This is a genomic window from Xylophilus sp. GOD-11R (assembly GCF_033546935.1).
Taxonomy (GTDB): Bacteria; Pseudomonadota; Gammaproteobacteria; order Burkholderiales; family Burkholderiaceae_C; genus Xylophilus.
Map to the genome: position 1 here is coordinate 844646 of NZ_CP137854.1, position 23759 is coordinate 868404.

General features: G+C 66.7%; 21 protein-coding genes and 1 other RNA gene. 14 read left to right on the forward strand and 8 right to left on the reverse strand.

Translation table 11 applies throughout. From position 1 onward, the window contains the following. Window positions 1-57 precede the first annotated feature (57 nt). From R9X41_RS03985 to R9X41_RS04005, 5 genes are all read left to right on the forward strand, one after another. Window positions 58-783, forward strand: a complete 726-nt coding sequence (locus R9X41_RS03985) for an amino acid ABC transporter permease (RefSeq protein ID WP_318633597.1) — start codon at window positions 58-60, stop codon at window positions 781-783. Continuing rightward, window positions 783-1451, forward strand: a complete 669-nt coding sequence (locus tag R9X41_RS03990; RefSeq protein ID WP_318633598.1) for an amino acid ABC transporter permease — start codon at window positions 783-785, stop codon at window positions 1449-1451. The genes R9X41_RS03985 and R9X41_RS03990 overlap by 1 nt, the downstream gene beginning before the upstream one ends. 161 nt (window positions 1452-1612) lie before the next feature. Continuing rightward, window positions 1613-2350: an amino acid ABC transporter ATP-binding protein gene (locus tag R9X41_RS03995; RefSeq protein WP_318635144.1), complete on the forward strand. Its 738-nt coding sequence runs from the start codon at window positions 1613-1615 to the stop codon at window positions 2348-2350. A 140-nt stretch (window positions 2351-2490) separates the two neighbouring features. Beyond that, the gene (locus R9X41_RS04000; protein WP_318633599.1) at window positions 2491-3585 is read left to right on the forward strand and encodes an extracellular catalytic domain type 2 short-chain-length polyhydroxyalkanoate depolymerase; all 1095 of its coding nucleotides are present in this window, start codon (window positions 2491-2493) and stop codon (window positions 3583-3585) included. Between the two features lie 23 nt (window positions 3586-3608). Further along, window positions 3609-4202 (forward strand): hypothetical protein, encoded by a 594-nt coding sequence (locus R9X41_RS04005; RefSeq protein WP_318633600.1) that lies wholly within the window; start codon window positions 3609-3611, stop codon window positions 4200-4202. A 947-nt stretch (window positions 4203-5149) separates the two neighbouring features. Here the strand turns inward: R9X41_RS04005 and R9X41_RS04010 are convergent. Genes R9X41_RS04010 through R9X41_RS04020 form a run of 3 tightly spaced genes read right to left on the reverse strand, consistent with a single transcriptional unit; the run spans window position 5150 to window position 8068 of the window. Continuing rightward, entirely contained in the window at window positions 5150-6190 is a 1041-nt protein-coding gene (locus R9X41_RS04010; protein WP_318633601.1) for a DctP family TRAP transporter solute-binding subunit, read from the reverse strand. A 46-nt stretch (window positions 6191-6236) separates the two neighbouring features. Beyond that, entirely contained in the window at window positions 6237-7535 is a 1299-nt protein-coding gene (locus R9X41_RS04015) for a TRAP transporter large permease (RefSeq protein WP_318633602.1), read from the reverse strand. Beyond that, a complete protein-coding gene (locus tag R9X41_RS04020; RefSeq protein WP_318633603.1) occupies window positions 7532-8068 on the reverse strand; it encodes a TRAP transporter small permease in 537 nt (178 codons plus the stop codon). The genes R9X41_RS04015 and R9X41_RS04020 overlap by 4 nt, the downstream gene beginning before the upstream one ends. Window positions 8069-8191: 123 nt before the next feature. On the opposite strand from R9X41_RS04020, the gene pyrC reads away from it, so the two are divergent. The 4 genes from pyrC to R9X41_RS04040 all read left to right on the forward strand — a co-directional run bounded on the left by pyrC (window position 8192) and on the right by R9X41_RS04040 (window position 12395). Continuing rightward, complete coding sequence (gene pyrC / locus R9X41_RS04025; RefSeq protein WP_318633604.1) at window positions 8192-9259, forward strand: dihydroorotase; 1068 nt, start codon at window positions 8192-8194, stop codon at window positions 9257-9259. After that, a complete protein-coding gene (locus tag R9X41_RS04030) occupies window positions 9256-10068 on the forward strand; it encodes a DUF3025 domain-containing protein (RefSeq protein WP_318633605.1) in 813 nt (270 codons plus the stop codon). Before pyrC ends, R9X41_RS04030 begins: the two co-directional genes overlap by 4 nt. Before the next feature lie 103 nt (window positions 10069-10171). After that, on the forward strand, window positions 10172-11047 hold the full coding sequence (gene htpX / locus R9X41_RS04035; RefSeq protein WP_318633606.1) for a protease HtpX: 876 nt from the start codon (window positions 10172-10174) through the stop codon (window positions 11045-11047). Between the two features lie 127 nt (window positions 11048-11174). Then, complete coding sequence (locus tag R9X41_RS04040) at window positions 11175-12395, forward strand: hypothetical protein (RefSeq protein WP_318633607.1); 1221 nt, start codon at window positions 11175-11177, stop codon at window positions 12393-12395. Between the two features lie 12 nt (window positions 12396-12407). On the opposite strand, the gene R9X41_RS04045 is transcribed toward R9X41_RS04040, so the two are convergent. After that, window positions 12408-13031, reverse strand: a complete 624-nt coding sequence (locus R9X41_RS04045) for a flavin reductase family protein (RefSeq protein ID WP_318633608.1) — start codon at window positions 13029-13031, stop codon at window positions 12408-12410. A gap of 19 nt (window positions 13032-13050) precedes the next feature. Continuing rightward, window positions 13051-14745 carry an NAD(P)/FAD-dependent oxidoreductase gene (locus R9X41_RS04050; protein WP_318633609.1) on the reverse strand — a complete coding sequence of 565 codons (1695 nt, stop codon included), beginning with the start codon at window positions 14743-14745 and terminating at the stop codon, window positions 13051-13053. A gap of 93 nt (window positions 14746-14838) precedes the next feature. Here R9X41_RS04050 and rnpB point away from each other — a divergent pair. After that, window positions 14839-15279: RNase P RNA component class A (rnpB, locus tag R9X41_RS04055), an RNA gene on the forward strand. Window positions 15280-15551: 272 nt separating this feature from the next. Here the strand turns inward: rnpB and R9X41_RS04060 are convergent. After that, window positions 15552-16301 carry an RNA pseudouridine synthase gene (locus tag R9X41_RS04060; RefSeq protein WP_318633610.1) on the reverse strand — a complete coding sequence of 250 codons (750 nt, stop codon included), beginning with the start codon at window positions 16299-16301 and terminating at the stop codon, window positions 15552-15554. A 31-nt stretch (window positions 16302-16332) separates the two neighbouring features. After that, window positions 16333-17982, reverse strand: a complete 1650-nt coding sequence (locus R9X41_RS04065; RefSeq protein WP_318633611.1) for an MBL fold metallo-hydrolase — start codon at window positions 17980-17982, stop codon at window positions 16333-16335. A 123-nt stretch (window positions 17983-18105) separates the two neighbouring features. On the opposite strand from R9X41_RS04065, the gene R9X41_RS04070 reads away from it, so the two are divergent. Both R9X41_RS04070 and R9X41_RS04075 read left to right on the forward strand, forming a co-directional pair. Beyond that, window positions 18106-19221 (forward strand): acyltransferase family protein, encoded by a 1116-nt coding sequence (locus R9X41_RS04070; protein WP_318633612.1) that lies wholly within the window; start codon window positions 18106-18108, stop codon window positions 19219-19221. A 73-nt stretch (window positions 19222-19294) separates the two neighbouring features. Beyond that, on the forward strand, window positions 19295-19807 hold the full coding sequence (locus tag R9X41_RS04075; RefSeq protein WP_318633613.1) for a CreA family protein: 513 nt from the start codon (window positions 19295-19297) through the stop codon (window positions 19805-19807). A 6-nt stretch (window positions 19808-19813) separates the two neighbouring features. On the opposite strand, the gene R9X41_RS04080 is transcribed toward R9X41_RS04075, so the two are convergent. Further along, on the reverse strand, window positions 19814-21601 hold the full coding sequence (locus R9X41_RS04080; protein WP_318633614.1) for a phosphoethanolamine transferase: 1788 nt from the start codon (window positions 21599-21601) through the stop codon (window positions 19814-19816). Between the two features lie 129 nt (window positions 21602-21730). Between R9X41_RS04080 and R9X41_RS04085 the strand changes: the two genes are divergently transcribed. Beyond that, window positions 21731-22411, forward strand: a complete 681-nt coding sequence (locus R9X41_RS04085; RefSeq protein WP_318633615.1) for a response regulator — start codon at window positions 21731-21733, stop codon at window positions 22409-22411. Further along, entirely contained in the window at window positions 22408-23754 is a 1347-nt protein-coding gene (locus R9X41_RS04090) for an ATP-binding protein (RefSeq protein ID WP_318633616.1), read from the forward strand. The genes R9X41_RS04085 and R9X41_RS04090 overlap by 4 nt, the downstream gene beginning before the upstream one ends. Window positions 23755-23759 lie beyond the last annotated feature (5 nt).

Sequence of the window (23759 nt, forward strand, 5' to 3'; positions counted from 1 at the left end):
CTAATCTGAACGGCGCCTGGCGCGCCGCCTTTGTCAACCAAGAATAAGGAGCGCTCGATGGGATCGAGTTGGGACTGGGAGGTCTTTCTACGGGACCCGGGCGGGGCAGACCCGACCTATTGGCAATGGATGCTTTCGTGCTGGGGTTGGACCGTTTCGGTGTCGCTGCTGGCGCTGATCCTGGCGCTCGTCGTCGGCACCGGCATCGGCATCCTGCGCACGCTGCAGGACCGGCCCATGCTCGTGCGGCTCGGCACCATCTGGGTCGAGGCGTTCCGCAATGTGCCGCTGCTGGTGCAGATCTTCCTGTGGTACCACGTGGTGCCCGCCATCTTCCCTGCGATGAAGAGCTTTTCGAGCTTCGTGCTGGTGGTGCTGGCTTTGGGCTTCTTCACGTCGGCCCGTATTGCCGAACAAGTGCGCTCCGGCATCCAGACGCTGCCGCGCGGCCAACGTTACGCCGGCATGGCGATGGGCTTCACCACCCCGCAGTACTACCGCTACGTGCTGCTGCCGATGGCCTTTCGCATCATCATCCCGCCGCTCACCAGCGAGGCGATGAACATCTTCAAGAATTCGTCGGTGGCCTTCGCCGTCTCGGTGACCGAACTGACCTGGTTCGCGATCCAGGTGGGTGAGGAAACCTCGCGTCCGATCGAGATCTACTTCGGCGTCACCGCGCTCTACGTCATCTCCGCTTTCGCCATCAACCGCATCATGGCCGTCATCGAAAAGCGCACCCGCATCCCGGGTCTGGTCGCTGCCAGCGGAGGGGGTCACTGATGTTGAATCTCGACTTTTCGTTCTACAACTGGGACGTCATCAGCAACTTCATCCTGAAGGGCATCGGCTTCAGCATCACGCTGACCATCGTCGCCACCATCGGCGGTGTGTTCTTCGGAACCCTGCTGGCGCTGATGCGCCTGTCGGGCAAGAAAGTGCTCATCGCCCCGGCGACCTTCTACGTCAACGGCATGCGCAGCATTCCGCTGGTCATGGTGATCCTGTGGTTCTTCCTGCTGGTGCCCTTCATGATCGGCCGGCCCATCGGCGCGGAGGTGTCGGCTTACGTCACCTTCATCGCCTTCGAGGCGGCCTACTTCAGCGAAATCATGCGCGCCGGCATTCAGTCGATCTCGCGTGGCCAGGTGAACGCCGGCATGGCGGTGGGCATGACCTATGGTCAGAACATGCGCCTGATCGTGCTGCCGCAGGCCTTTCGCAACATGCTGCCGGTGCTGCTCACGCAGACCATCGTGCTGTTCCAGGACACCTCGCTGGTCTATGCCATTGGTGCCTACGACATGCTCAAGGGCTTCGAGACCGCCGGCAAGAACTACGGCCGCCCGATCGAGGCTTATCTGCTGGCGGCGCTGATCTATTTCATCATCTGCTTCGCGCTGTCGTTCAGCGTCAAGCAGTTGCACAAGAAGATCGCCATTATTCGATAGGCACACCCCCAGGCTTCGTGCACTTCGTGTCGCTTTCGCCTACCCCCTTGCAAGGGGGCAATGCCAGCGGTCCGGCGAAACCGGTCCCGCGGCAGTCCTGGGAAATGCGGGTGCGGCGCGAAATTCTGTAATTGAACAGGAGCTAGAACATGTCCGAGAAAATGATCGAAATCAAGAACGTCTCCAAGTGGTACGGCCCGGTGCAGGTGCTCAACGACTGCTCGGTGAACATCAACAAGGGCGACGTGGTGGTGGTCTGCGGCCCGTCGGGTTCGGGCAAGTCCACGCTGATCAAGACGGTCAACGCGCTGGAGCCGATCCAGAAGGGCGAGATCACCGTCAACGGCATCAAGGTGAGCGACCCCAAGACCAATCTGCCCAAGCTGCGCAGCAAGGTCGGCATGGTGTTTCAGCATTTCGAGCTGTTCCCCCACCTGTCGGTGACCGAGAACCTCACCATCGCGCAGATCAAGGTGCTCGGCCGCAACGCCGACGAGGCCAAGACCCGCGGGCTGAAGATGCTCGACCGCGTCGGCCTGATGGCGCACAAGGACAAGTTCCCTGGCCAGCTCTCCGGCGGCCAGCAGCAGCGCGTGGCGATCGCCCGTGCGCTGTCGATGGACCCGAACGTGATGCTGTTCGACGAACCCACCTCCGCGCTCGACCCCGAAATGGTCGGCGAGGTGCTCGACGTGATGGTGGGCCTGGCCAAGGAAGGCATGACCATGATGGTCGTGACCCACGAAATGGGCTTTGCCCGCAAGGTGGCCAACCGGGTGATCTTCATCGACGTCGGCGGCCGTATCTTGGAGGATTGCTCCAAGGACGAGTTCTTCGGCAACATCGATGCGCGCCAGCCGCGGACCAAGGATTTTCTGAACAAAATCCTCCAGCACTGATCGGCGGCGCCGCCAGTCTGTCGAGGCCGACGCCAGCGTCGGCCTTTTTTTTTGGGGAAGAAAGGATCAACTGAGAGATAGTGATTGCACACATGTATGCATTAACTTGGTGCGCCTCATCCACCCCGAAGCGAGCGCGCATGCATCTGTCGAAATTTCAACGAAAAATCTGCACCACAAGTTTGTGGTTGTTTGTGTTGGCCGGCACCTCCCGCCTGGCCTTGGCCGCGGCCGACCCCCTGCCGCGCCTAGGTACGGACCCCGGCAGCAATACCGTTTCCGGTCTGTCCTCCGGCGCTTTCATGGCGGCCCAGTTCAGCGTCGCGTATTCCGCCGAAATAGCGGGTGCCGGCATCGTGGCCGGGGGGCCGTTTTTCTGCAGCGGCATCGGCGGCAGTGGCGCAGAGCGTTTCATCGCCAACGCTACCGGCTCATGCCTGAATCCGGTCGGCCCCGCACCCTCCGGCGCGGAAGCCTGGCGCCAGGCGCAGATCCTGTCCGAAGAAAAGGCGATCGACAGCCTCGACCACATCCACCGCCAGCGCATCTATATCTTTACCGGCGCGAAGGACAAGATCGTCAATTCACGCGTGGTCGCGGAGGTAAAGGGCTTTTATGCCGCAGCTGGCTTGAAGGACTCGCAGCTGAAATACGTGACCCATCCCGACGCGGGACATTCGCTGGTGACGTCCAACACCGCCGACCTCGGCTGCAACGCCAATCAGTCACCCAACCTCAACAACTGCGGCTTCGTGCAATCGCAGGACATCCTGCGCTGGCTCTACGGCGACGGATTGAAGAGTCCGTCAAAGAACCTGGGCGGCAAGCTCGTCAGCTTCGACCAGACCGAATTCATCCGGGCAGCCATGAAGGATGCCAAGGACCCCGATCGCTATATCGGACTCGCCGACACCGGGCAGGTGTACATCCCGGCTTCCTGCAGCGCGAAGAACGCAAAGTGCAAGACGCATATCGTCTTTCACGGCTGCCTCCAGAACGAAAAGACGCTGGGCGATCGCTTCTACCGCACCACCGGATACAACGAAATGGCGGACAGCAACGGCATCGTCGTGATCTACCCGCAGACGCTTACCGGTCCTCGCAACCCGCAAGGCTGCTGGGATTTCTGGGGCTACAGCAGCAAGGATCCGGTGCGCCCGGACTACTACACCAAGGCAGGGCCGCAGATGCGCGCCATCGACGCCATGCTGCGCCGCGTCAATGCCAATCCCTGATACCCACTGCCGAGATCCGCACCATGAGCACCACCAAAAAGAAAACCGGTACCGAAACCATTCAGCCGGGCGCCAGCGGGAGTTCCTTCGACATCTGGCTGCGCATGATCGACCAGATCTCGCGCGGCCCAGGCTCGCCCGGCGCGTGGATGTCGAAGAGCCTGCCCTCGCCGGTCGGCACATTCAAGAGCGGCATGCTGGAGCTCTTCAACCAAAGCCAGCGACTGCAGGAGATCCAGCAGATTCGCAAGCAGGAAATGTTGCAGGACTTCTATCGCTTGGCCCAGATGGCGTCGCTCATTCAGTACTTCCAGCAGGCCGGCGAGACCACCCAGCGCGTCAGCAGCGGCACGTCGGACTGGTGGAACCAGACCCAGGCGCTGATGTTGGGCAGCCAGGCCGAGCTTTGGCGCCAGATCACCGGGGCTCGGGGCGATAGCGACGTACTGCTGGCCCTCACGGTGACCGGCGAGGCCACCAAACAGAAAGTGCAGGAGCAGATGGCAACGCTCCAGGCGCTGATGGGCGGTGCCGCGCCCGGCTTGCTCGAGTGCTGGCGGCAGTATCTGCAGGCCAACGATGCGCCGGTGGCGATGCCGCAGTCGACGTCGGCTTGAAGGTGCGACAAGCTGGAGTTCGGCGGCGAGTGCCGCTGACCGCCCCTTCCCGAGCAGCATCAGAGTGGCGTATATGGCGGCGCCAGGGGCTTTAGTCTGCAGAAGATTTTCCAGCAGAACTCGCCAATCCCGCGCGGATTCATATGAGCGCGCAATGGTGTTGTCCTGAGGATCGGGCGGAAACTCCGTCGTTTCTTTTCTAACCACATCCGGCGGGCGCGGAGTTTCCACTTGCGCTGCTGTTGCCGCCCGCTCCGGAGCGCCTGCATTAACAACAACCTTTTGGATTTTTTCGGTGTTGCCGTCTATTGTTTTGAATGCAGTAAATGCCAGCGAGCTGATGCCCACGATCAAAATGGCTTTAATGTGTGTGCGCATGCTCTACCCGCAAACGGTGTGGCGGTGAATCTTTCCGTCACCTTTTTCAAGCGTCCCGCCGATGGGTTGGCCCCAGGTCACAGTTGTCCAGGTAGGACTGACTATTGGCCAGATTTCGCTTCCTCCGTAGGCGTAGATTACTTTGAAATATTTGTCTCGGGTCAACGGGTCTTTCCCACTCCAGTAAGCCCAGAAGGTTTTAAAAGTCGATAACAGGCGGTATACCTGTTCGGCAGCTAAAAGTCGGTCGATGGCGTCACTGTGCGAAGTGACGTCGCGAAGATTTCCAGCAGCTAGACAACGAACAATTCGAGCCGCCTGATAATTGGTGATTCCCGCTAGAAGGATCGAGTGACCGGGGAACGGTGAGCTTCCACCAAATGAGATCCTCCCGGAGTTAAGAGTTTGATGGTCAGCGTTGTAGACCTATTTGGCATATTTTCTCCGTGCAGAGAAAATTGTCTATCGGTCGACAGTGGCTAACGTGATTTCAAATCAAAACCGGTTTGAGATTTGATATTCGTTTTAAAGCGAATCGCATTTGGATCTGATTGGCACTCGTGGCGCATTCACCGCGCCCGGGCCGCCACCGCTTTCTCCGCCTTGCTCACCAGATCCGCCCCCACCGTCGCCTTCCACTTGTCATACACCGGCCGAGTCGCCTTGGTAAACGCTTCGTGCTGCGTCGGCGTGAGCTGCGTCACCGTCACGCCCAGGCCGGTCAGCTCCTTCACGAGCGGCTTGTCGGCCTCGACCAGTCCCTTGCGGGCGATGCCGATTTCTTCCTTGCCGGCATCGACGGCGGCCTGGCGCACGATGGCCTGGTCGGCCGGCGTCCAGCTGGCCCACACGTCCTTGTTGACCACGAAGATCAGCGGATCGGCCACGTAGCCCCAGAGCGTCAGGTACTTCTGCCCCACGGTGTGCAGCTTGGCGGCCATGTAGACGGCCATCGGGTTCTCCTGGCCGTCGACGGCGCCGCTGGCCAGCGCGGGCTGCGCGTCGGCCCAGCTCATCTGCGTGGGGTTGGCGCCGAGCGCGGTCATGGTCTCCAGGAACAGCGGCGAGCCGACCACTCGGATCTTCAGGCCCTTCAGGTCTTCCGGCGACTGGATGGCACGCTTGCTGTTGCTGATCTCGCGGAATCCGTTTTCGCCCCAGGCAAGCGGCAAAGCGCCGGCGCGGTCGACCGCCGCGAAGATCTCCTTGCCCACCTCGCCCTGTGTCAGCGCGTCGACGGCGGCGAAGTCCGGCATGAGGAAGGGCAGGGCGAACAGGTTCAACTGCTTGACCTGCGGCGACCAGTTGATGGTGGAGCCCACCGCCAGGTCGATGACGCCCTGGCGCAGCGCGGTGAATTCACGTGTCTGGTCGCCCTGCACGAGCGAGGTGCCCGGGTACAGCTTGATGTTGATGCGGCCCTGCGTGCGCTCCTTCACCAGATTGGCCCAGATCTCGCCACCCTTGCCCCAGGGGTAGGCGGGGCTCAGCACCAGCGACATCCGGTACTCGGGCTTGTAGTTGGCCGGCACCTGCGCCGAGGCGGGCAGGGTGGGGCCGAAGGAAGCGGCGGCCACGGCGAGGGCCAGGATGGAACGGCGGAAGGTCATGGGTTGTCTCCTCTTGAAATGATCGAACGTCGGGCGAAGGCAGGATCTAGTAGCCGAGGCGGGCCGGCAGCCACAGCGCCAGCGGGGGAAACGCGATCACCGCCACCATCACCAGGAACATCGCGAACAGCATCCAGCCGACCCAGCGCACGGTTTCTTCCATGCGCACGTTGGCGATGCGGCACGACACCATCAGGTTGACGGCCAGCGGCGGCGTGAACTGGCCGAGCGCCACCTTCAGGGTGAGGATCACGCCGAACCACACGGGATCCCAGTGGTAGTACTGCACGATGGGCCAGAGCAGCGGCACGAAGATCAGAAAGATCGACACCCCGTCGAGAAACATGCCGACGGTGATCAACATCAGGATGAGCAGTGCCAGCACGCCGTATTCGCCCAGGCCCGAATGCACGATGGCATCGGTGATCGGGTCGATCACGCCGAGCGTCGATAGCGAGTACGCGAAGATGCCCGCCAGCGACACCACCAGCAGGATCACCGCCGACAGCTCGCCCGATTCGCGCAGGATGCCGAAGAGATCGCGCACCGCGATGGTCCGGTGGATGAACATGCCCACGAAGAGCCCGTAGAACACTGCCACCACGGCGGCCTCGGTCGGCGTGAACCAGCCCGCGCGCATGCCGCCGAGGATCAGCACCGGCGCGGCCAGGCCCCAGACGGCCTCGCGCAGGCTCTTCCAGAACGGCGGGCGCGGCAGGGTCGATTCGAGCGCGCCCATGCGGTGGGCGCGCGCCATCCAGACGGCGGGCACGATCAGCGCCACGCCCGCCAGCAGGCCCGGAACCATGCCGGCGGCGAACAGCGCCGGCACCGAGGCGCCCGGCACCAGCACCGAATAAACGACGAAGGCGATCGAGGGCGGGATGAGGATGTCGGTCGCCGCCGCGGCACCGACCACGCTGGCCGAGAACGCCCGGGGATAACCGGCGCGCGACATCGCCGCGATCATCACGCCGCCCACGGCCGCCGCGTTGGCCGGCCCCGACCCCGAGATGCCGCCGAGAAACATCGCCACCACGATCGCCACCAGCGGCAGCATGCCGGGGCCGCGCCCGACGATGGCGATGGCGAAGTTCACCAGTCGGAGGGCTACGCCGGATCGGTCGAAGATGGAGCCGACCAGCACGAACATCGGAATCGCCAGCAGCGGATATTTGCCGAGTCCGGCGTAGAAGTTCTGCGGCACCGCCAGCAGGCCGAACCACTGAGTGCCGGCATTGGCCAGGGCGATGGCTGCCGCGCCTGCGAGCCCGAGCGCCGCGCCGATCGGCACGCCCGCCAGCATCATCAGAATGAAGGCGGTGAACAGCAGGGTCGCGATCATGGCGCCGTGTCCGCTGCTGCACGGCCGCGCCGCACGAACAAGCCCAGGGCACGCAAGGCGATGCCCAGCGCTACCACCGGCAGCCAGATCGAATACCACCATTGCGGCACGCCGATGCCCGGCGAGGTCTCGCCGAAACGGAAGTCGTCCCACACCATGCGAACGCTGGTCACGGTGAGCAGCAGAAACAGCGCCGCCACCATCAGCGCACCGAAGCGCGCCAGCGTGCGGCGCCGCGCCATCGAGCCGGCCTCGGCGAAATATTCGATGCGGATGTGCCGGTCGCGCGCCACCGCCGCCGATCCGCCGACGAGGGCCAGCACAATCATCAAAAAGACGGAGAACTCCTCGGTCCAGGCGAAGGAGCTGTTGGTGAAATAACGCACCAGCACGTTGGCGAAGGTGATCAACGCCAGCAGCGCCATGACGATGACGGTGGCCCAGTCCTCGATGGCCAGCGGTACGCGGGTGGGTTCGTCGGAGGCGGGGCTGGCGTCGTCCGGCAGCGGCACGGACTCGGGAGGCAATGACATGAAAGGCGAGGCAGGGCGTTCGAGGGGCCAGCGATGCTATGGCGTGACCGCGGCCGGCGCATCGGGGCTTACCTGGGGCGCCCGGGTTCGACGCGTCTGGCGCGGATGCGAGAATTCCAAGCCATGACCGACGCTGCCACCGCCCCCACCGCCACCCCTTCCTCCCTGACCCTGGTCCGTCCCGACGACTGGCACCTGCATCTGCGCGACGGCGCGGCCCTGAGAACCACGGCGCCGCACGCCGCCGCGCAGTTCGCCCGGGCCATCGTCATGCCCAACCTGCGGCCGCCGGTCACCACCGCGCAGCAGGCCGTCGAGTACCGTGATCGCATCATGCGGGCGCTGCCCGCCGGTGCGGCCTTCGAGCCGCTGATGACGCTCTATCTCACCGACCGCCTGCCGCCCGAAGAGATCGTGCGCGCCCACGCCGCCGGCGTGAAGGCGCTCAAGCTCTACCCGGCCGGCGCCACCACCAACAGTGACGCCGGCGTGACCGACATCCGCAAGGCCTATCCCACGCTCGAGGCCATGCAGAAGGCCGGCATGCCGCTGCTGGTGCACGGCGAAATCACCGACCCCGATACCGACCTGTTCGACCGCGAAGCGCTGTTCATCGACCAGAAGCTGATTCCGCTGCGCCGCGACTTCCCCGAACTGAAGATCGTGATGGAGCACGTCACCACACGCGAAGGCGCCCATTACGTGCGCGACGCCGGCAAGTTCACCGCGGCCACCATCACGCCGCATCACCTGCTCTACAACCGCAACGCGCTGTTCATCGGCGGCATCCGGCCGCATTACTACTGTCTGCCGGTGCTCAAGCGCGAAGTGCACCGTCTCGCGCTGGTCGAGGCCGCGACCAGCGGCAGTGGCCGATTCTTCCTCGGCACCGACAGCGCACCCCACGCGGCGCACCTCAAGGAGCACGCGGTCGGCTGCGCCGGCTGCTACGTGGCGCATGCGGCCATCGAGCTCTATGCCGAAGCTTTCGATCGCGTCGGCGCGCTCGACCGGCTCGAAGGCTTCGCCAGCCTCGCCGGCCCGGCGTTCTACGGCCTGCCAGCCAATACCGAACGCATCACGCTGCGCCGCGAAAACTGGACGGTGCCCGAAAGCTACCCGCTGGGCGAGGCGCAGCTCAAGCCCCTGTGCGCCGGCGAAACCCTGGCCTGGAAAATCGTCCGCGATTGAGCCTGCTCCCGACCTCGGCATGGTCGTCCATCGACTGGCGCGAGCCCTGGTTCGCGCCGTGGCAGGCGGTCGGCGAACCGGCGTTGCGCGCCATGTCGGCCGGACATTCGGTCGCCCAAGCGCTTCAGGCCACACGCGCCGGACGCGACCACCTGCCTCGCTTCGTCGCCAGCGAGGCATTGCCGCCCGAAACGCCCTACGAGACGTTTGTGCACGACAGCGGCCAGGTGCCGAGCCGCGACAACCTGCACGACCTCTTCAATGGCCTGGCCTGGTGCCTCTATCCACAGACCAAGCGCCGGCTCAACCACTGGCAGGCGCAGGCCATCGCGCGCGACGGCATCGGCGCCCGGCGCGGCCCCTTGCGCGACGCGATCACGCTCCTCGACGAGAACGGCGCATTATTGAGTGCGCCCGACACGCTGCTGCAGGCCTTGCGCACGCGTGACTGGAAGGCGCTGTTCATCCGTCACCGAGAAGACTGGCACGACGCCCGGTTATGGCTGTTCGGCCATGCGCTGGTCGAAAAAATGGTGGCACCGCGCAAGGACATCACGGCCCACGTGTTGTGCGCACCGCCCGGCCTGACGACGCCGCCCATGGTGGATGCCTGGCTGGCCGAAACGCTCGATGAGCCTTCGCTCGCTCGCAAGCCGTTCTCGCCCCTGCCGGTGCTTGGCGTGCCCGGCTGGGCGCCGTCCCAGGACGCGCGCTTCTATGAGGACGAAAGGGTGTTCCGCGCCGCCCGGAAGCCAGAACTTTTGCCCCTATCATCGATCTCACCCCAGCCCTCGCAAGGCAGCACATAACTAGACGACTCCAGCGAATCTGCGACTTGGCGCGACTTGAAGCCGGCCGCGTTGGCCGCATCTCTCACGCGCAGGGTTTTTTCGATTTCCCTACGGAGCCCCCATGAAACGTATCGTTCTCTTCGTCCTCACCAACCTCGCCATCGTGGTGGTATTGGGCATCGTCGCCAGCGTGCTCGGCGTCAACCGCTATCTCACCGCCAACGGCCTGAACCTCACTGCACTGCTGGGCTTCGCGCTCATCATGGGTTTCGGCGGCGCCTTCATCTCGCTGCTGATCAGCAAGCCCATGGCCAAGTGGAGCTCGGGCGTGCAGGTCATCACCCAGCCGCGTTCGCCCGACGAAGCCTGGCTGCTGCAGACGGTGCAGAACCTCGCCACCAAGGCCGGCATCGGCATGCCCGAAGTCGGCGTGTTCGAAGGCGAGCCCAATGCCTTCGCCACCGGTGCCTTCAAGAACTCGGCCCTGGTAGCGGTGTCCACCGGCCTGCTGCAAGGCATGACCCGCGAGGAGGTCGAAGCGGTGCTGGGCCACGAGGTCGCGCACATCGCCAACGGCGATATGGTCACCATGACGCTGATCCAGGGCGTGATGAACACCTTCGTCGTGTTCCTGTCGCGCGTCATCGGCTACTTTGTCGACAGCGCTCTGCGCAAGAACGACGACCGCTCCGGCCCCGGCATCGGCTACTACGCCACCACCATCGTGCTCGACATCGTGCTGGGTTTCGCCGCCGCGATGATCGTCGCCTGGTTCTCGCGCCACCGCGAATTCCGCGCCGATGCCGGCTCGGCCCAGCTCATGGGCCGCCGTCAGCCGATGGTCGCCGCGCTGCAGCGCCTGGGCGGCATGACGCCCGGCGAGCTGCCCAAGAATGTCGAGGCCATGGGCATCACCGGCAGCATCGGCAAGCTGTTTGCCACCCACCCGCCGCTCGAAGAGCGCATCGCCGCCCTGCAGTCCGCCGCAGGCCGCTGAGCCGTTTCGTCAGGACCAGGATCCATCGGGATCGGGCCGCACGCCTTCGCGGTCGAGATGGCGGCCGGTCCTGGGCCTGGCGGATGCTCCGGGCATCGCACCATCGCGATGCCACCGAGGAGCACCCATGCAGCCATGGCAGCCGAATCCGTCCCGCGGCGAACCCCCCCGAGCCATCCTCCCGGCCGACACCCGGCCTCCGCCTGCGCAGGGCGAAGTCCGGTTCCCGTTCGTCGAACGCGATGGCGGTGTGTTTTTCGATGTCGGCCAGGACCTCCAGGCTTTGCTCGGCCTGAGCACTCCCACCATCGAGATCAGCCCTCCGGCCGGGGCCCTGCGGGGCCGCCGCGATACCGCCTTCGACCACAACATCCCGCCGGAAGACCGCGCCTTCCTCGCTGAACCGGTCGACCATCTGTTCGATCGCTTCGTCGCTGCGGCGAGCACGGAGGAGCCGTCCACCGAGCCGCCGTCGAGAGACTTGATGAACCGCATGCTGCACGCGCTGGACTTCGCGGACCGGCCGGCGGAGCGTCGGCTGCTGCGCTTCCAGTACCACCTCATGGATCGCCACATCCATGACCTTCAGTTTGCGATCGACGTGGCGCTGGAACGCGAGCCGAACCTGCGCGATGACATCCGCGCGGTCGCATTCCGGAATCTGGACCGGGCGGTGGCGCTGATCCGCGCCATGCCGCTGCCGCCCGACCCGGACGACGTGGGGCTCGATGCCGCTCGCGAACGTCCGCTCGGCGAGCTGGTGCCCGAGGCGCGCGAACTCGCGCTCATGGCCCACGAGCGAAACGCCGCGACGGCGCTCGCCACCGGCGTCGCGGACGCCAGGCGGTTTTTCGCGCGGCAGGCGCCGCGCGTGCTGGTGGGTGGCAGAACGCCGACCATCGCCCACGACGTGCGCGACCTGGTGGACGGCCACGTGGTGATCCGCGCGCGCGACGAGGACCAATTACGCGCCTTGTTGCGGCACGTTCCGCCGGGCACCCTCACCGAGCGGCCGCTGGCTTTGGGTTACTTCATCGTGCCGCGGGGGCCGACCTTCGACGTGCGCTACCCCGCGCGCGGATGGCGCCGCACCATCCACGAAGTGTCCTGGGCGCGCAATCCGGACAATGCGGCCGACCGTGTCACGGTGATGGTGGCGACGGCCGGCGAGCCGCCCCGGCACAGCTACAGCCTCGACCAGGGCCTGACCTGGCGGCCGACCGGCGCGCCGAATGTTCCGGCCCTCGGAGCGGAACTGGCCAACCTGTGGGCCGGCTATCTCGCCGAGCGACAGGACCGTTACGGCCAGGACGCCCGCGAAGCCATTGGCGGGCATGGCGGGCGCTGACGCGACGGGCGGCTACTTCGGCCGGTACATCTTGAACCGCTGCGCCGACGTGATCTCGAAATAGTCGGCCGGACCGCCGCCGCGCAGAATGGGTTGCCCGGCGGCGGTGTCGTAGATGCCATCCTGGAGCAGCCGCCGTTCGATGTGGACACCGACCACCTCGCCGAACACCATCCAGGAGCCGACTTCCTGGCCGGCGGTGTTGAGCAGCGGCACGATCTGTGTCAGCCGGCATTCGAAGTTAACCGGGCTCTCCAGGACGCGCGCGACACCTACGAGGCGCGACGGCACCGGCGTCAGGCCGGCCAGCTCGAATTCGTCCACCTCGGGCGGCACGGCGGCGCAGCTCGTGTTCATCTGCTCGGCCAGCGGCCGGGTCGCCAGGTTCCACACGAACTCGCGCGTCTCGACGATGTTCTGCACGCTGTCCTTCCAGCCGTTGCTGGAGAAGCCGATGATCGGCGGCGTGTAGTTGAAGCCGTTGAAGAAGCTGTAGGGCGCCAGGTTGCGCCGGCCCTTGCCGTCATGCGTGGACACCCAGCCGATCGGGCGCGGCCCGACAATGGCGTTGAACGGATCGTGCGGCAGGCCGTGGCCGGCGGAGGGTTCGTAGAAGTGGCTGTCGTCCTGGGCCATCGCGGTGTTGCTCCTTGATTCAGATGGTGAAGACGCGAGCGCCGATGTCGATGGCCAATGCCTCGGCCACCTTGATGCCGTCCACGCCCGCCGACAGGATGCCGCCGGCATAGCTTGCGCCTTCGCCGGCCGGAAACAGTCCGCGCAGGTTCAGGCTCTGGAAATCGTCGCCGCGGGCGATCTTCACCGGCGACGAGGTGCGTGTCTCGACACCGGTCAGCACAGCGTCGTGCCGGTCGAAGCCGGGGATCTTGCGACCGAAGGCCGGGAAGGCTTCGCGCATTGCCTCGATGGCGTAGCCGGGCAGGGCGGCGTGCAGATCGCCCAGGCGCACGCCGGGTTGGTAGCTGGGCTCGACCTCGCCGAACGCGCTGGAGGGCGTGCCGGCCACGAAGTCGCCGACCAGCTGGCCGGGAGCGTGGTAGTTGCTGCCGCCGAGCACGAAGGCGTTGGATTCGAGGCGGCGTTGCAGCTCGATGCCGGCCAATGGATGCGGTTGGCCTTGAAGCTCCGGCGGGATGTCGATGTGGCGGTAGTCGGTCGGGAAGTCCGAGGGATCGATGCCCACCACGATGCCTGCGTTGGCATTGCGCTCGTTGCGCGAATACTGGCTCATGCCGTTGGTGACCACGCGGCCCGGCTCGCTGGTGGCCGCCACCACGGTGCCGCCGGGGCACATGCAGAAGCTGTAGACCGCGCGGCCGTTCGCGGCATGGTGCACCAGGCGGTAATCGGCCGCGCCTAGCTTCGGATGGCCGGCGTGGCGGCCCCAGCGGGCGCGGTCGATCAGCCCTTGCGGATGCTCCACCCGGAAGCCGATCGAGAACGGCTTGGCCTCGATGTGCACGCCGCGCTTCCAGAGCATCTCGAAGGTGTCGCGCGCGCTGTGGCCGAGCGCCAAAACGACGTGGTCGGCGCGCAGTTCGTGTTGCTGGCCGCTGGCCTGGTCGAGCACGGTCAGGCCGCGCAGGCGGCGGCCCTGCGGGCCGTCGTCCTCGATCTGGAGATCGATCACTTTCTGCTCGAAACGAATCTCGCCGCCCAGGGCGACGATCTGCGCGCGGATGTTTTCGACCACCTTCACCAGCTTGAAGGTGCCGATGTGCGGGCGCGCGTCGACCAGGATCTCCGGTGGCGCACCGGCCGCGACGAACTCCTGCATGACCTTGCGGCCGAGGTGGCGCGGGTCCTTGATCTGACTGTAGAGCTTGCCGTCGGAAAAAGTGCCGGCGCCACCCTCGCCGAACTGCACGTTGGACTCGGGCTGCAACTCCTTGCGCCGCCACAGGCCCCAAGTGTCCTGCGTGCGCTGGCGCACGCTGCGGCCGCGCTCCAGCACGATGGGTTTCAGGCCGAGTTGCGCCAGCACCAGCGCCGCGAAGATGCCGCAGGGTCCGAAACCGATGACCACCGGGCGCACCGGCGACGCGAAGGGGGCGCCTGCGGGCGGATGCCAGGCCATGTCGGGCGACGGCTGGATGTGGGGGTTCTTCTCGTTCGCCTGCAACAGGCGCGGTTCGGCGGCGGCGTCGGCGAGCGTGACGTCGACGATGTAGACCGCCAGCAGCGCCTGCTTGCGCGCGTCGAAACTGCGCTTGTGGATGTGCAGCCGGTCGATGGCCTGGGGAGGCACGCCGAGCGCGGCAGCGGCGGCGTTGTGCAGCGCGGCCTCGTCGTGGTCGAGCGCGAGCTTGATTTCTGAAATGCGGATCATCGTCGTGGGGGCCTGTGTCGATCAGGCAGTACGGCGCTCCCGTGTCGGAGCCGGTCCGAGATGATACCGGCGGCCTGCGATAATGCGCGTTGTGAAGCGCGCTGGACCGCCGCTGGTGCTGGCCCGAAAGGGATGGGAACGACTTGTCGTTGCCAGGTGGAAACATCGCACTGGAGGAACGTCCGGACTGCACAGGGCAGCGCAGGAGCTAACGGCTCTCCACCGTGAGGTGAGGATCAGAGCAACAGAGACGAGTCTGGTCGTCCAGCAAGGTAGTCGAGGTGTTCCATGAGGCGCCGGTGAAAGCCGGGAGTTTCATGGTCAACTGGGTCTCCGGAGGCGATCAGGGTGAAACGGGCAATCTCTGCGCGCAGCAATACCAAGTAGGTGAACGTTGAGGCGGCCCGCTGAGTTCACGGGTAGGTAGCAACGAGCCGGTGGGGTGACTCCCGGCCCAGATTAATGGCGGTCACGCCGACGGGGTCGCAAGGCTTCGACGGTGCACAGAATCCGGCTTACAGGCGCGCTTCACTTTTTACTCGCCCCCAGGCTTGCCCACTTCGTGTGGCCGCCTACCCCCTCACCGTGGGCGGCCGGCCGCTTGGGGCGGCCCGGCGCGGCGGCCCTGGAATAAGCGGCTCGCTGCGCATTGCCTTACGGCGGGAACGCCCCCCCGGCATGGGGGCCAAGCGAAACGAGGCCGACCGCCTCAGGGGCGTGGCAGCGAGGCTACGCCGAGCCAGCCCGCCGCCCACGGTGAGGGGGTAGGCGGCCACACGAAGTGGGCAAGCCTGAGGGCGAGCCAGCTAAACCCGCTCGTTCGCGTTCAGGTATCGCCACTGGCCGGGCTCCAGGCCGGCCAGGTTCAGGCGGCCGATGCGGATGCGCTTCATGGCGGTGATCTGCAGGTCTTCGCTTTCCACCATCTGGGCGATGCGGCCGGGGCGGTGGCCCTTGCTGGCGAAACGCAGGCCGGTCTGACCTTCCTGCTGGCGGCTGATGCTGACCTTGGCGGGGAGCATGGCGCGGCCGTCGATGACCGGGCTGCGGTTGAGGTGGACCAGGCGCTCTTCGGTCACTTCGCCCTTCACGTCGACGATGACTTCGTGCTCGATCAGCCCGGCGTCCTCGATGAGCTTGCGACGCACGCGGAAGTCCTGGCTGAAGATGACCAGGCCGGTGGCGGCAGGCTCGAGCGGGGTCAGGCACTCCTGCACGAAATGCTGGCGCGCGGGACGCAGGCCGCTGCGGTCGTCTGCCGATCGGGTTTCGGCATTCAACAGCTGCAGCACCGGGCGGCGGGCGTCGGGCCAGGTCTCGAAGCCGGCAGGTTTGTGCAGCAGGATGGTGACCGGCACCACGGGCTCGGGCCGCGCGCCTTCGTCGATGGTGACCGTTTCTTCGCCGACCTTGGCGCCGGGCACGTCGACGATGCGGCCGTCTACCCGAACCCAGCCGCCCTCGATCAGCAGTTCGGCCTCGCGCCGCGAGCATCCGGCGCGTTGCGCGACGATTCTGGAGAGGCGGACGGGTTCTTTGGCGGAGTCGACAGGCATCGGGAAGGGCGCGGGCAAAGCGGCAGTGTAGTCAGGCGCCCGCCGTCTGCCGCAGATGCTCCACGTGTGCCGACAGCGAGCGCGCGGCGATCGGCCACAGCGAACGCGGCACGTCGTCGTAGGCATGGCGCACCCAGTCGTCGATGTCGCCGTCGGGCAGGGCGGCCATGGCGGCGGCGACACGGGCTTCGCGCGCCAGGCGGTGGGCCTTGAGCCGGGAGATGGCACCGGGCGCGTCGCCGATCACATGGCCGTGGGCGGGCAGGATGAATTCGACCTGTTCCTGGCGGCAGGCGTCGGCCAGGCGGTCGAGCGATGCGAGGTAGTCGCCCATGTGGCCGTCGGGCGGGCTGACGATGGTGGTGCTGCCGTTGAGGATGTGGTCGCCGCTGAACAGCAGGGCGTCTTCCTCCAGCAGCAGGCACAGGTGGTTGGCGGCGTGGCCCGGGGTGTGGACAACGCGCAGGGTGTGGGTTTCTTCGCCGTCGGCGCTGATCAGGCGCAGGCGCTCGCCGTCGGCCAGGGCGCGGTCGGGTACGAAATGGCTGTCAGGCCGTGCGGTGGGTGCGGAGGGCAGGCCCAGGATCGGTGGCAGGCCGGCGCACAGCGCCTGCAGCGGCGCGGCGCCGGGCGAATGGTCGGGGTGCGAATGGGTGCAGACGATCATCCGGATGTCGCCGCCGGCCGCATCGTGCAGGCGGGCGAGGTGCGCCGGGTCGTTCGGCCCCGGATCGATCGCGACGAAGCCGGTGGCGGTGCTGCCGACGAGGTAGCTGTTGGTGCCGGGGCCGGTCATGACGCCGCCGTTGGGCGCGGTGAGTCGCGACAGGTTGCGCAGCAGGGGCACGGCCGCGTCGGATTGCCAGCGCAGTTCGTGCAACAGCTGGCCATCGGGGCAGACGAGGGCGAGTTCGCCGTAGGCAGGTTCGTCGTCGACCACGCGGCTTTCGCGGCCGTGGAGCAGCGCGCCGCGCGGGCTGTAGTTCCACAGGGGCGCCTCGCGGCCGTCGCGCGCGGCACAGGCCTGCAGCACGGCGTCGACGTTCGCGTAGCGCTGCAAGTGGGCGAGCGTGCGGAGGGTCGGGAACATCATCGTGAGGCTGCCGGCTTGCTGTCGCGCGAGCGCGTCGGCCGGCGTCAGCCAGACGGGTTCGAACTGCTCGGTGCCGTCGGCTTCCGGCGTCTGGCCCTCGGGCATGCGGGCGACGAGGAAAGCGGTGTCGAAGCGTCGGGGCATGCCCAGGCTGGTGATCCAGTTCGCCAGCGGCCAGGCCTGGTCACAGGCCAGACGCAGGCCGTGGGTAGCGCACTGTGCCAACAGGGGGCGATGACGGTCCAGCGCCGCCACGTCGCTCGCGATGGCCGGGCTGCCGTCGGCGCGACGCGCGAGCAGGATCCCGAGTTCCTCGTACGTTTCACGCAGGGCGGCGATGGCCTGGGTGAGCGCGGCTTCGTCCTGGGTGGCGCGGCGGTCGACACGGCCGTGGTCCAGGCGGTCGTCGGCGTCGATGGCGCCACCGGGAAACACGTGCATGTCGGGCGCGAAGCGGGCGGTGGCCGAACGACGCGTCAGCAGGACTTCGATGCCGTCGGAGGCATCGCGAAGGACCAGCAGGGTGGCGGCCGGCCGGGGCGGCACGTTCGCGAACGGTGGATGAAGGATCTGATGGGGACGAACCATCCCGGCATTGTGCGTACTGCTCGATCGTCGTGCCACCTGCAATTTTGAAGATGTTCGGCGTGTTTTACCCAGGTACCCCTAATATCCAGGAGAGGTAGTCGATTACTTTTTTGGGGAGGGCACATGATGACGACACCGCAGGGCCGCAATGTGGTGATCGATATCGCCAGGGGCATCGCCATGTTGCTGGTGATGTACGCACATTCGATCGAGGTGTTCCAGGGCCCCCAGGCTCCTGCAGCGCTTGCGACCTTCGACCAGTGGCGTGCGATCTACAGCTTTCACATGCCCCTGTTTTTCGCCATCTCCGGCCTGGTGTTTCGTGATCGGGGCCTCCGGCATGTGCTGTTGAATTCGCTCGCCCTGCTCTTCGTGGCGTACCTGGTGCATGCAGGCATGTGGCTGGCCGCTGCGCTGCTGAGCGATGGGCCGGTGCATGCGGGCGCATTGTTGCGTCCCATGCTGCTGCTGGCCGGTTTTCAGTCGGTCGTGCTGTGGTTCCTCGCTTCGCTGGCGGTGGTTCAATTGGTCTTCTTTCTGCTGTTGCGATGGAGTGGCTACGGGCGTTACGCGCTGCTGGCGGCGGTGCTGGCAGCGTTCCTGTGGGCGCAGCATCGGCAGACGATTTTTTTCCAGTTCTCGACGCTGTTGCCCGGTCTTGCATTTTTCGCCCTGGGCCATTGGATGGCTCGAACGCAGGCCTGGCGGCGCGAGATCTATCGCCATTGGATCGTTCCGGTGCTCGCGTTGGCCGCCGCCGTGGCGCTTGCACCGTTGAACGGGGGATGCACCTGGGACCTCTGGGCCGAATGCCCGAACCGACGGTTCGGTTTCGGCGTGCTGTTCGCCGCTGGCCAGTACGGATCGCCGTGGCTCTTCGTGCCGACGGCGCTGCTCGGCTGCTTCTCGGTGCTGTGGTTTTCCGATGTTCTCGCCCGGATGCCTGGTGGCTTCAAGGTCATGCTGGCCGCGGTGGGGCGTCGCACGCTGGATCTCGTCGTCATCAACGGCGTGGTGTGGCGTTTCGTGCATCCGGTGGTGACTCGAAAATTCGGCGACAGCGCCTGGGCAGTTGCGGTCGGCATCGCCTGCGCCATGGTGGTGGCACAGTTGCTTCTCGAGCCGTTGGTACGGCCCGCCATGATGGCTATCCGGCGCGCGGCCGAAATGCTCGCGGCATGGATATGCCGATGCCTGATCTGGTTGCATGGCAGCCTCGCGATCGGGTGGCGCCGTTGAAGGTGCGTGGCAACGTTCAATCGGGTGACGGGCTGCTCGATCGGTGTGTCGTGGAAATGTCGGGAGTCTTTCGATGAATTCTTTCATGGCGGTCCGCCGCTTCAGCCTTCGGCCTCTCTCGCTGGCTTGCGTCTGGGCTGTCGCATCTTCCTTCGCTGGCCCTCCGGCTATCGCGGAGACCATCGGCGAGGTCGACACCGTCTTCAAGCTGATCGGCCCGGACCACAAGATCGTGGTCGACGCCTACGACGACCCCAAGGTGCAGGGCGTGACCTGCTATGTGTCGCGCGCCAAGACCGGCGGCATCAAGGGCGCGGTGGGGCTGGCGGAGGACAAGGCCGAGGCGGCCATCGCCTGCCGCCAGACCGGGCCGATCAGCTTCGCGCCAGGCAAGCCGCTGCCGGTGCAGGAGGAGATGTTCAGCGAGCGCATCTCGCTGGTCTTCAAAAAGCTGCGGGTGGTGCGCATGGTCGACCGCCAGCGCAGCACGCTGGTCTACCTGACCTATTCCGATCGGGTGATCGAAGGCTCGCCGCAGAACAGCGTGACGGCGGTGCCGGTAGGCGCGCCGATCCCCGTGCGCTGAGGGCTTTCAGGCCTTGGGCGCCGGGCCGCCCTTGATGAAGGCGGTCGCCCGGGCGCGGCACGATGCGAAAGCGTCGAGCGCGGGCTTGTAAGTGGGCGTGGTGACGTCCATCAGCCCCAGCACCGACGGATAGAGGTTGTCGTGGCTCAGCGCCACGTCGCGGTGGGCATTCAGGCAGGCGCGGTCGGTGCCGCCGCGCGATGCGAAGGCGGGATCGATCCACAGCACCATCGGCACGTGCTTTTGCACTTCCGGCGCGAAGGCGTAAGGCACGCCGTGCAGGAACATGCCGTATTCGCCCAGCGATTCGCCATGGTCCGACAGGTAAAGCATGGCGGGCGCAAAGCGGTCGTGGCGGGCCTGCAGCCAGTCGATGGCGGCGCTCAGGAAACGGTCGGTTTCGGCGATCGAGTTGTCGTAGACGTTGATCAGCGAGGCCTGGTCGCACTGCGCCAACGCCTGGGTGGCGCATTCGGGCTGGAAGCGTTTGGTGTCGGGCGCCGAGCGGCGCCAGTAGGCCGGGCCGTGGCTGCCCATCATGTGCATCACCAGCACGACGCCGCGGGCGCGGCGTTCGGCGGGCAGGGCGGCGATGCGCTCGTCGAGGCCGGCGAGCATGACGCGGTCCAGGCATTCGCCATCGGCGCACAGGGCGCGTGCGGCGTCGGCGGCGGGCGCGAAGGCGGTGCCGGTCGAGGCGTTCGGCACCCGGTCGCAGACGCTCTTGCAGCCGGCCTGGTTGTCGACCCACAGCACCGCCAGGCCGGCGGCCTGAATCACGTCGAGCAGGTTCTCGGTGTCGGCCTTGCGGCCTTCCCAGCCGGCTTTGCCCAGCGGCGAGAACATGCAGGGCACCGAATGCAGGGTGTTGGTGCCGCAGGAGCGCACCTGGGTGAAGCTCACCACGTCGCGCTGCGCCAGGCCGGGCGTGGTGTCACGCGCATAGCCGTTGAGGCCGAAGTGATCGGCACGGGCGGTTTCGCCCACCACCAGCAGGAAAAGCGGCGGGTGGCTGGCCGTGCCGGCGGCCGCGTAGCTGGGGCCGAGGGCGGCGCCGGCGGTCATCACCACCAGCGGCCCGTTGCGGTGCTTGCGCAGCGGCTTGGTCACCGCCGAGATCGTGGAGGCCAGCGGCGCGACCGGGTTGGCGGCGAAGCGCAGTTCGAGGTGGTTGCGCAGCAACGGGGCGAGCTCGCGGTAGATGCTCAGCGTGACGCCGATGGTGGCCGCCAACAGCGTCACGGTGATCGCCAGGTTGCGCCACACGGCGGCCCAGCCGCGCTGTGGTGACAGGCGCAGGCGCCACAGCCAGACCATCGGCGGGCCGGCCACGAGCAGGCACTGGGCCAGCAGGTCGAAGCCGAACAGGTCGCGCGCCTCGGTGAAATTGGTCTGCAGCGCGTTGGCCACCATGCCGGGGTCGATCACGATGCCGTAGGCCAGCATGAAGTGCTGCACCACGCCGGCCAGCACCAGCAGCACGGCCATCGCCGGCTTGAAGATCCGCCGGCCGGCGAAGCAGGTCAGCAGGGTGGCGGTGGCGCAAAAGACAGCCAACAGAATGCTCAGGCCCAACAGCAGCGGCCGGTGGCCCATTTCGCCGACGCCCGCGAGCTGACGCAGACTGTTCCAGAGCGACAGGTTGCCGGTGAACGCCACCCACAGTGCGATGACCAGAGCGGCGACACGGGGCGTGAGCGGCCCCTGGCGGAGGCGGCCGAGCAGCCGGCCGGCGGGGGGTACGGCAGCCAGATCGGTGGGTGTGGAGGCAGAAGCGAGTTGAGCTTGGGACATGGTCCGGCGAAGCTACCGACCAAGGGTGAAATCGACCTGAATCGCCGGTTCACCATTCGTTCAGCATTCAGGCTGTTCGGGCCTAGACTCCAGCGCTGTCCTGTCCATCGCGGTCGCCGCCCAAGCTCCATGCGAATCCTGCTCGTCGAGGACGACCTCCCGCTGTCCGATGCCGTCTGCGGCTATCTGCGCGCCAAGGCCTTCGTGGTCGATGCGGCTCCCAGCCTGCACGCCGCGCGGGCGGCGCTGGCGGGCGCGCGCTACGCCGCGGTGCTGCTCGACCTGCACCTGGAAGACGGCGACGGCCTGGCGCTGCTGCCTTCGCTGCGGGCGCTGCCGGAGATGCCGGCGGTGATCGTGCTCACCGCGCGCGACCAGGTGAGCGACCGCATCCGCGGACTCGACGCCGGTGCCGACGATTACCTGGTCAAGCCCTACGACCCGGGCGAGCTGCTGGCGCGGCTGCGCGCCATCGAACGCCGGCGAGGCGCGGCCTCCGACGCGCCGGTGCTGCAGCTCGGGCCGCTGGAGATCGACCTGGCGCGCGACCTGGTGCGGCGCGACGGCGTGCCGGTGACCCTCACCGCCAAGGAATGGGCCCTGCTGCGGGTGATGGCAAGCCGGCCGGACCGCATCCACACCCGCGAAGTGCTGCAGGACGCGCTCTACGGCTTCGACAGCGAGACCGACAGCAACACGCTCGAAGTCTTCATCAGCCGGCTGCGCCGCAAACTCGGGCGCGACCACATCCAGACCTTGCGCGGCCTGGGCTACCGGCTGTCGTGGGTGCCCGAGGGGAGTGGCGGATGAGATTGCGGCGGCGGCCCGACACCCTGGCTCGGCGGCTGACCCGCACCCTGCTGCTCTGCGTGGCGGTGGTGTGGGCGCTCTGCCTGGTGGGCGTGGTGATCTTCGTCAACTACGAAATCAACCGCAATTTCGACAACGAGCTCGAAGAAAGCGCGTTGCGCCTGCTCGATGTGTCCGCACACGACCTGGACGTGGGCGGCATGCCGGCGCCCGGTGCCGGTCCGGTGGTGGAGCCGCCGCCCCAGGCCAGCGGCGATACCTTGATCTTCCGTTTGGTCGACGGCTCGGGCCGGGTGCTGCTGGTGCCGCGCGAAGCCAAACCGGAAACCTTCTTCGACAAGGTGCCGCTGCGCCCGGGCTTCTTCAACGCCGAGGGCTGGCGTGTCTTCACCACCCGTCATCCGCAGCGCGACCTGTTCATGCAACTGGCCGATCCACGCTCCGAGCGGCGCCATGCGGTGCGACGGGTGATCATCGGCCTCACGGTGCCGATGGCGGCGATGCTGTCGATCCTGGTCGTGCTGCTGGGCGCGGGGGCACGGCGCGAGCTGGCGGTACTGCGGCGGCTCGAATCCGAGATCGCCCGCCGCGGCGGCGACGATCTGCGGCCGCTGAAGGTGCAGGGCATGCCAGCCGAGCTGCAGTCGGTCGGCGAACACGTCAACCGGCTGCTCGGACGGCTGTCGGATGCGCTGGACGTGGAGCGCACCCTGTCGGCCAACGCGGCGCACGAGTTGCGTACGCCGCTGGCCGCCGCACGGCTGCGCCTGCAGACCGCGCTGGAAGGCCGGTTGGAGCGCGCCGACGTGCAGGCGGCACTGGCCTCGCTCGATCTGTTGTCGCAGCGCACCGAAAAGCTGCTGCAGCTCTCGCGCGCGGAGTCGGCGGCCGGGCTGTCGATGCAGCGGGTCGAGCTGCGCTTGCTCGCCGCCACGGTCGCCGAGGAGTTCTGGGGCACGGCGGCGGTGCGGCAGCGGCTGCTGCTCGATGTGTCGGATGACGACGAGGCGGTGTCGGCGCGCGGCGACGTGGACGGCCTGGCCATCGCCCTGCGCAATCTGGTGGAGAACGCCTTGCGCTACAGCGATGGGCGGGTGGAGGTGCGGGTGGAGTCGCCCGCCACACTCGTGGTTCGCGACCACGGCGCCGGCGTGTCGCCCGAACGCTTGAGCACGATGCGCACCCGCCATGTGCGCGACGCGGCCCGGCCGGTCGGCTATGGGCTGGGCTTGTCGATCGTGAGCACCATCGTCGAGCGGCAGCAGGGCCGGCTGGAGCTGATGTCACCGCCGCCCGATGGCGGGCAGGGGCTGGAAGCCCGGATCGTGTTGTCGGCGCAGTAGCTGCA

Coding starts and splice junctions, on each gene's coding strand:
- R9X41_RS03985 (WP_318633597.1), top strand. CDS start 58: ATGGGATCGAGTTGGGACTGGGAGGTCTTTCTACGGGACCCGGGCGGG.
- R9X41_RS03990 (WP_318633598.1), top strand. CDS start 783: ATGTTGAATCTCGACTTTTCGTTCTACAACTGGGACGTCATCAGCAAC.
- R9X41_RS03995 (WP_318635144.1), top strand. CDS start 1,613: ATGATCGAAATCAAGAACGTCTCCAAGTGGTACGGCCCGGTGCAGGTG.
- R9X41_RS04000 (WP_318633599.1), top strand. CDS start 2,491: ATGCATCTGTCGAAATTTCAACGAAAAATCTGCACCACAAGTTTGTGG.
- R9X41_RS04005 (WP_318633600.1), top strand. CDS start 3,609: ATGAGCACCACCAAAAAGAAAACCGGTACCGAAACCATTCAGCCGGGC.
- R9X41_RS04010 (WP_318633601.1), bottom strand. CDS start 6,190: ATGACCTTCCGCCGTTCCATCCTGGCCCTCGCCGTGGCCGCCGCTTCC.
- R9X41_RS04015 (WP_318633602.1), bottom strand. CDS start 7,535: ATGATCGCGACCCTGCTGTTCACCGCCTTCATTCTGATGATGCTGGCG.
- R9X41_RS04020 (WP_318633603.1), bottom strand. CDS start 8,068: ATGTCATTGCCTCCCGAGTCCGTGCCGCTGCCGGACGACGCCAGCCCC.
- pyrC (WP_318633604.1), top strand. CDS start 8,192: ATGACCGACGCTGCCACCGCCCCCACCGCCACCCCTTCCTCCCTGACC.
- htpX (WP_318633606.1), top strand. CDS start 10,172: ATGAAACGTATCGTTCTCTTCGTCCTCACCAACCTCGCCATCGTGGTG.
- R9X41_RS04040 (WP_318633607.1), top strand. CDS start 11,175: ATGCAGCCATGGCAGCCGAATCCGTCCCGCGGCGAACCCCCCCGAGCC.
- R9X41_RS04045 (WP_318633608.1), bottom strand. CDS start 13,031: ATGGCCCAGGACGACAGCCACTTCTACGAACCCTCCGCCGGCCACGGC.
- R9X41_RS04050 (WP_318633609.1), bottom strand. CDS start 14,745: ATGATCCGCATTTCAGAAATCAAGCTCGCGCTCGACCACGACGAGGCC.
- R9X41_RS04060 (WP_318633610.1), bottom strand. CDS start 16,301: ATGCCTGTCGACTCCGCCAAAGAACCCGTCCGCCTCTCCAGAATCGTC.
- R9X41_RS04065 (WP_318633611.1), bottom strand. CDS start 17,982: ATGGTTCGTCCCCATCAGATCCTTCATCCACCGTTCGCGAACGTGCCG.
- R9X41_RS04070 (WP_318633612.1), top strand. CDS start 18,106: ATGATGACGACACCGCAGGGCCGCAATGTGGTGATCGATATCGCCAGG.
- R9X41_RS04075 (WP_318633613.1), top strand. CDS start 19,295: ATGAATTCTTTCATGGCGGTCCGCCGCTTCAGCCTTCGGCCTCTCTCG.
- R9X41_RS04080 (WP_318633614.1), bottom strand. CDS start 21,601: ATGTCCCAAGCTCAACTCGCTTCTGCCTCCACACCCACCGATCTGGCT.
- R9X41_RS04085 (WP_318633615.1), top strand. CDS start 21,731: ATGCGAATCCTGCTCGTCGAGGACGACCTCCCGCTGTCCGATGCCGTC.
- R9X41_RS04090 (WP_318633616.1), top strand. CDS start 22,408: ATGAGATTGCGGCGGCGGCCCGACACCCTGGCTCGGCGGCTGACCCGC.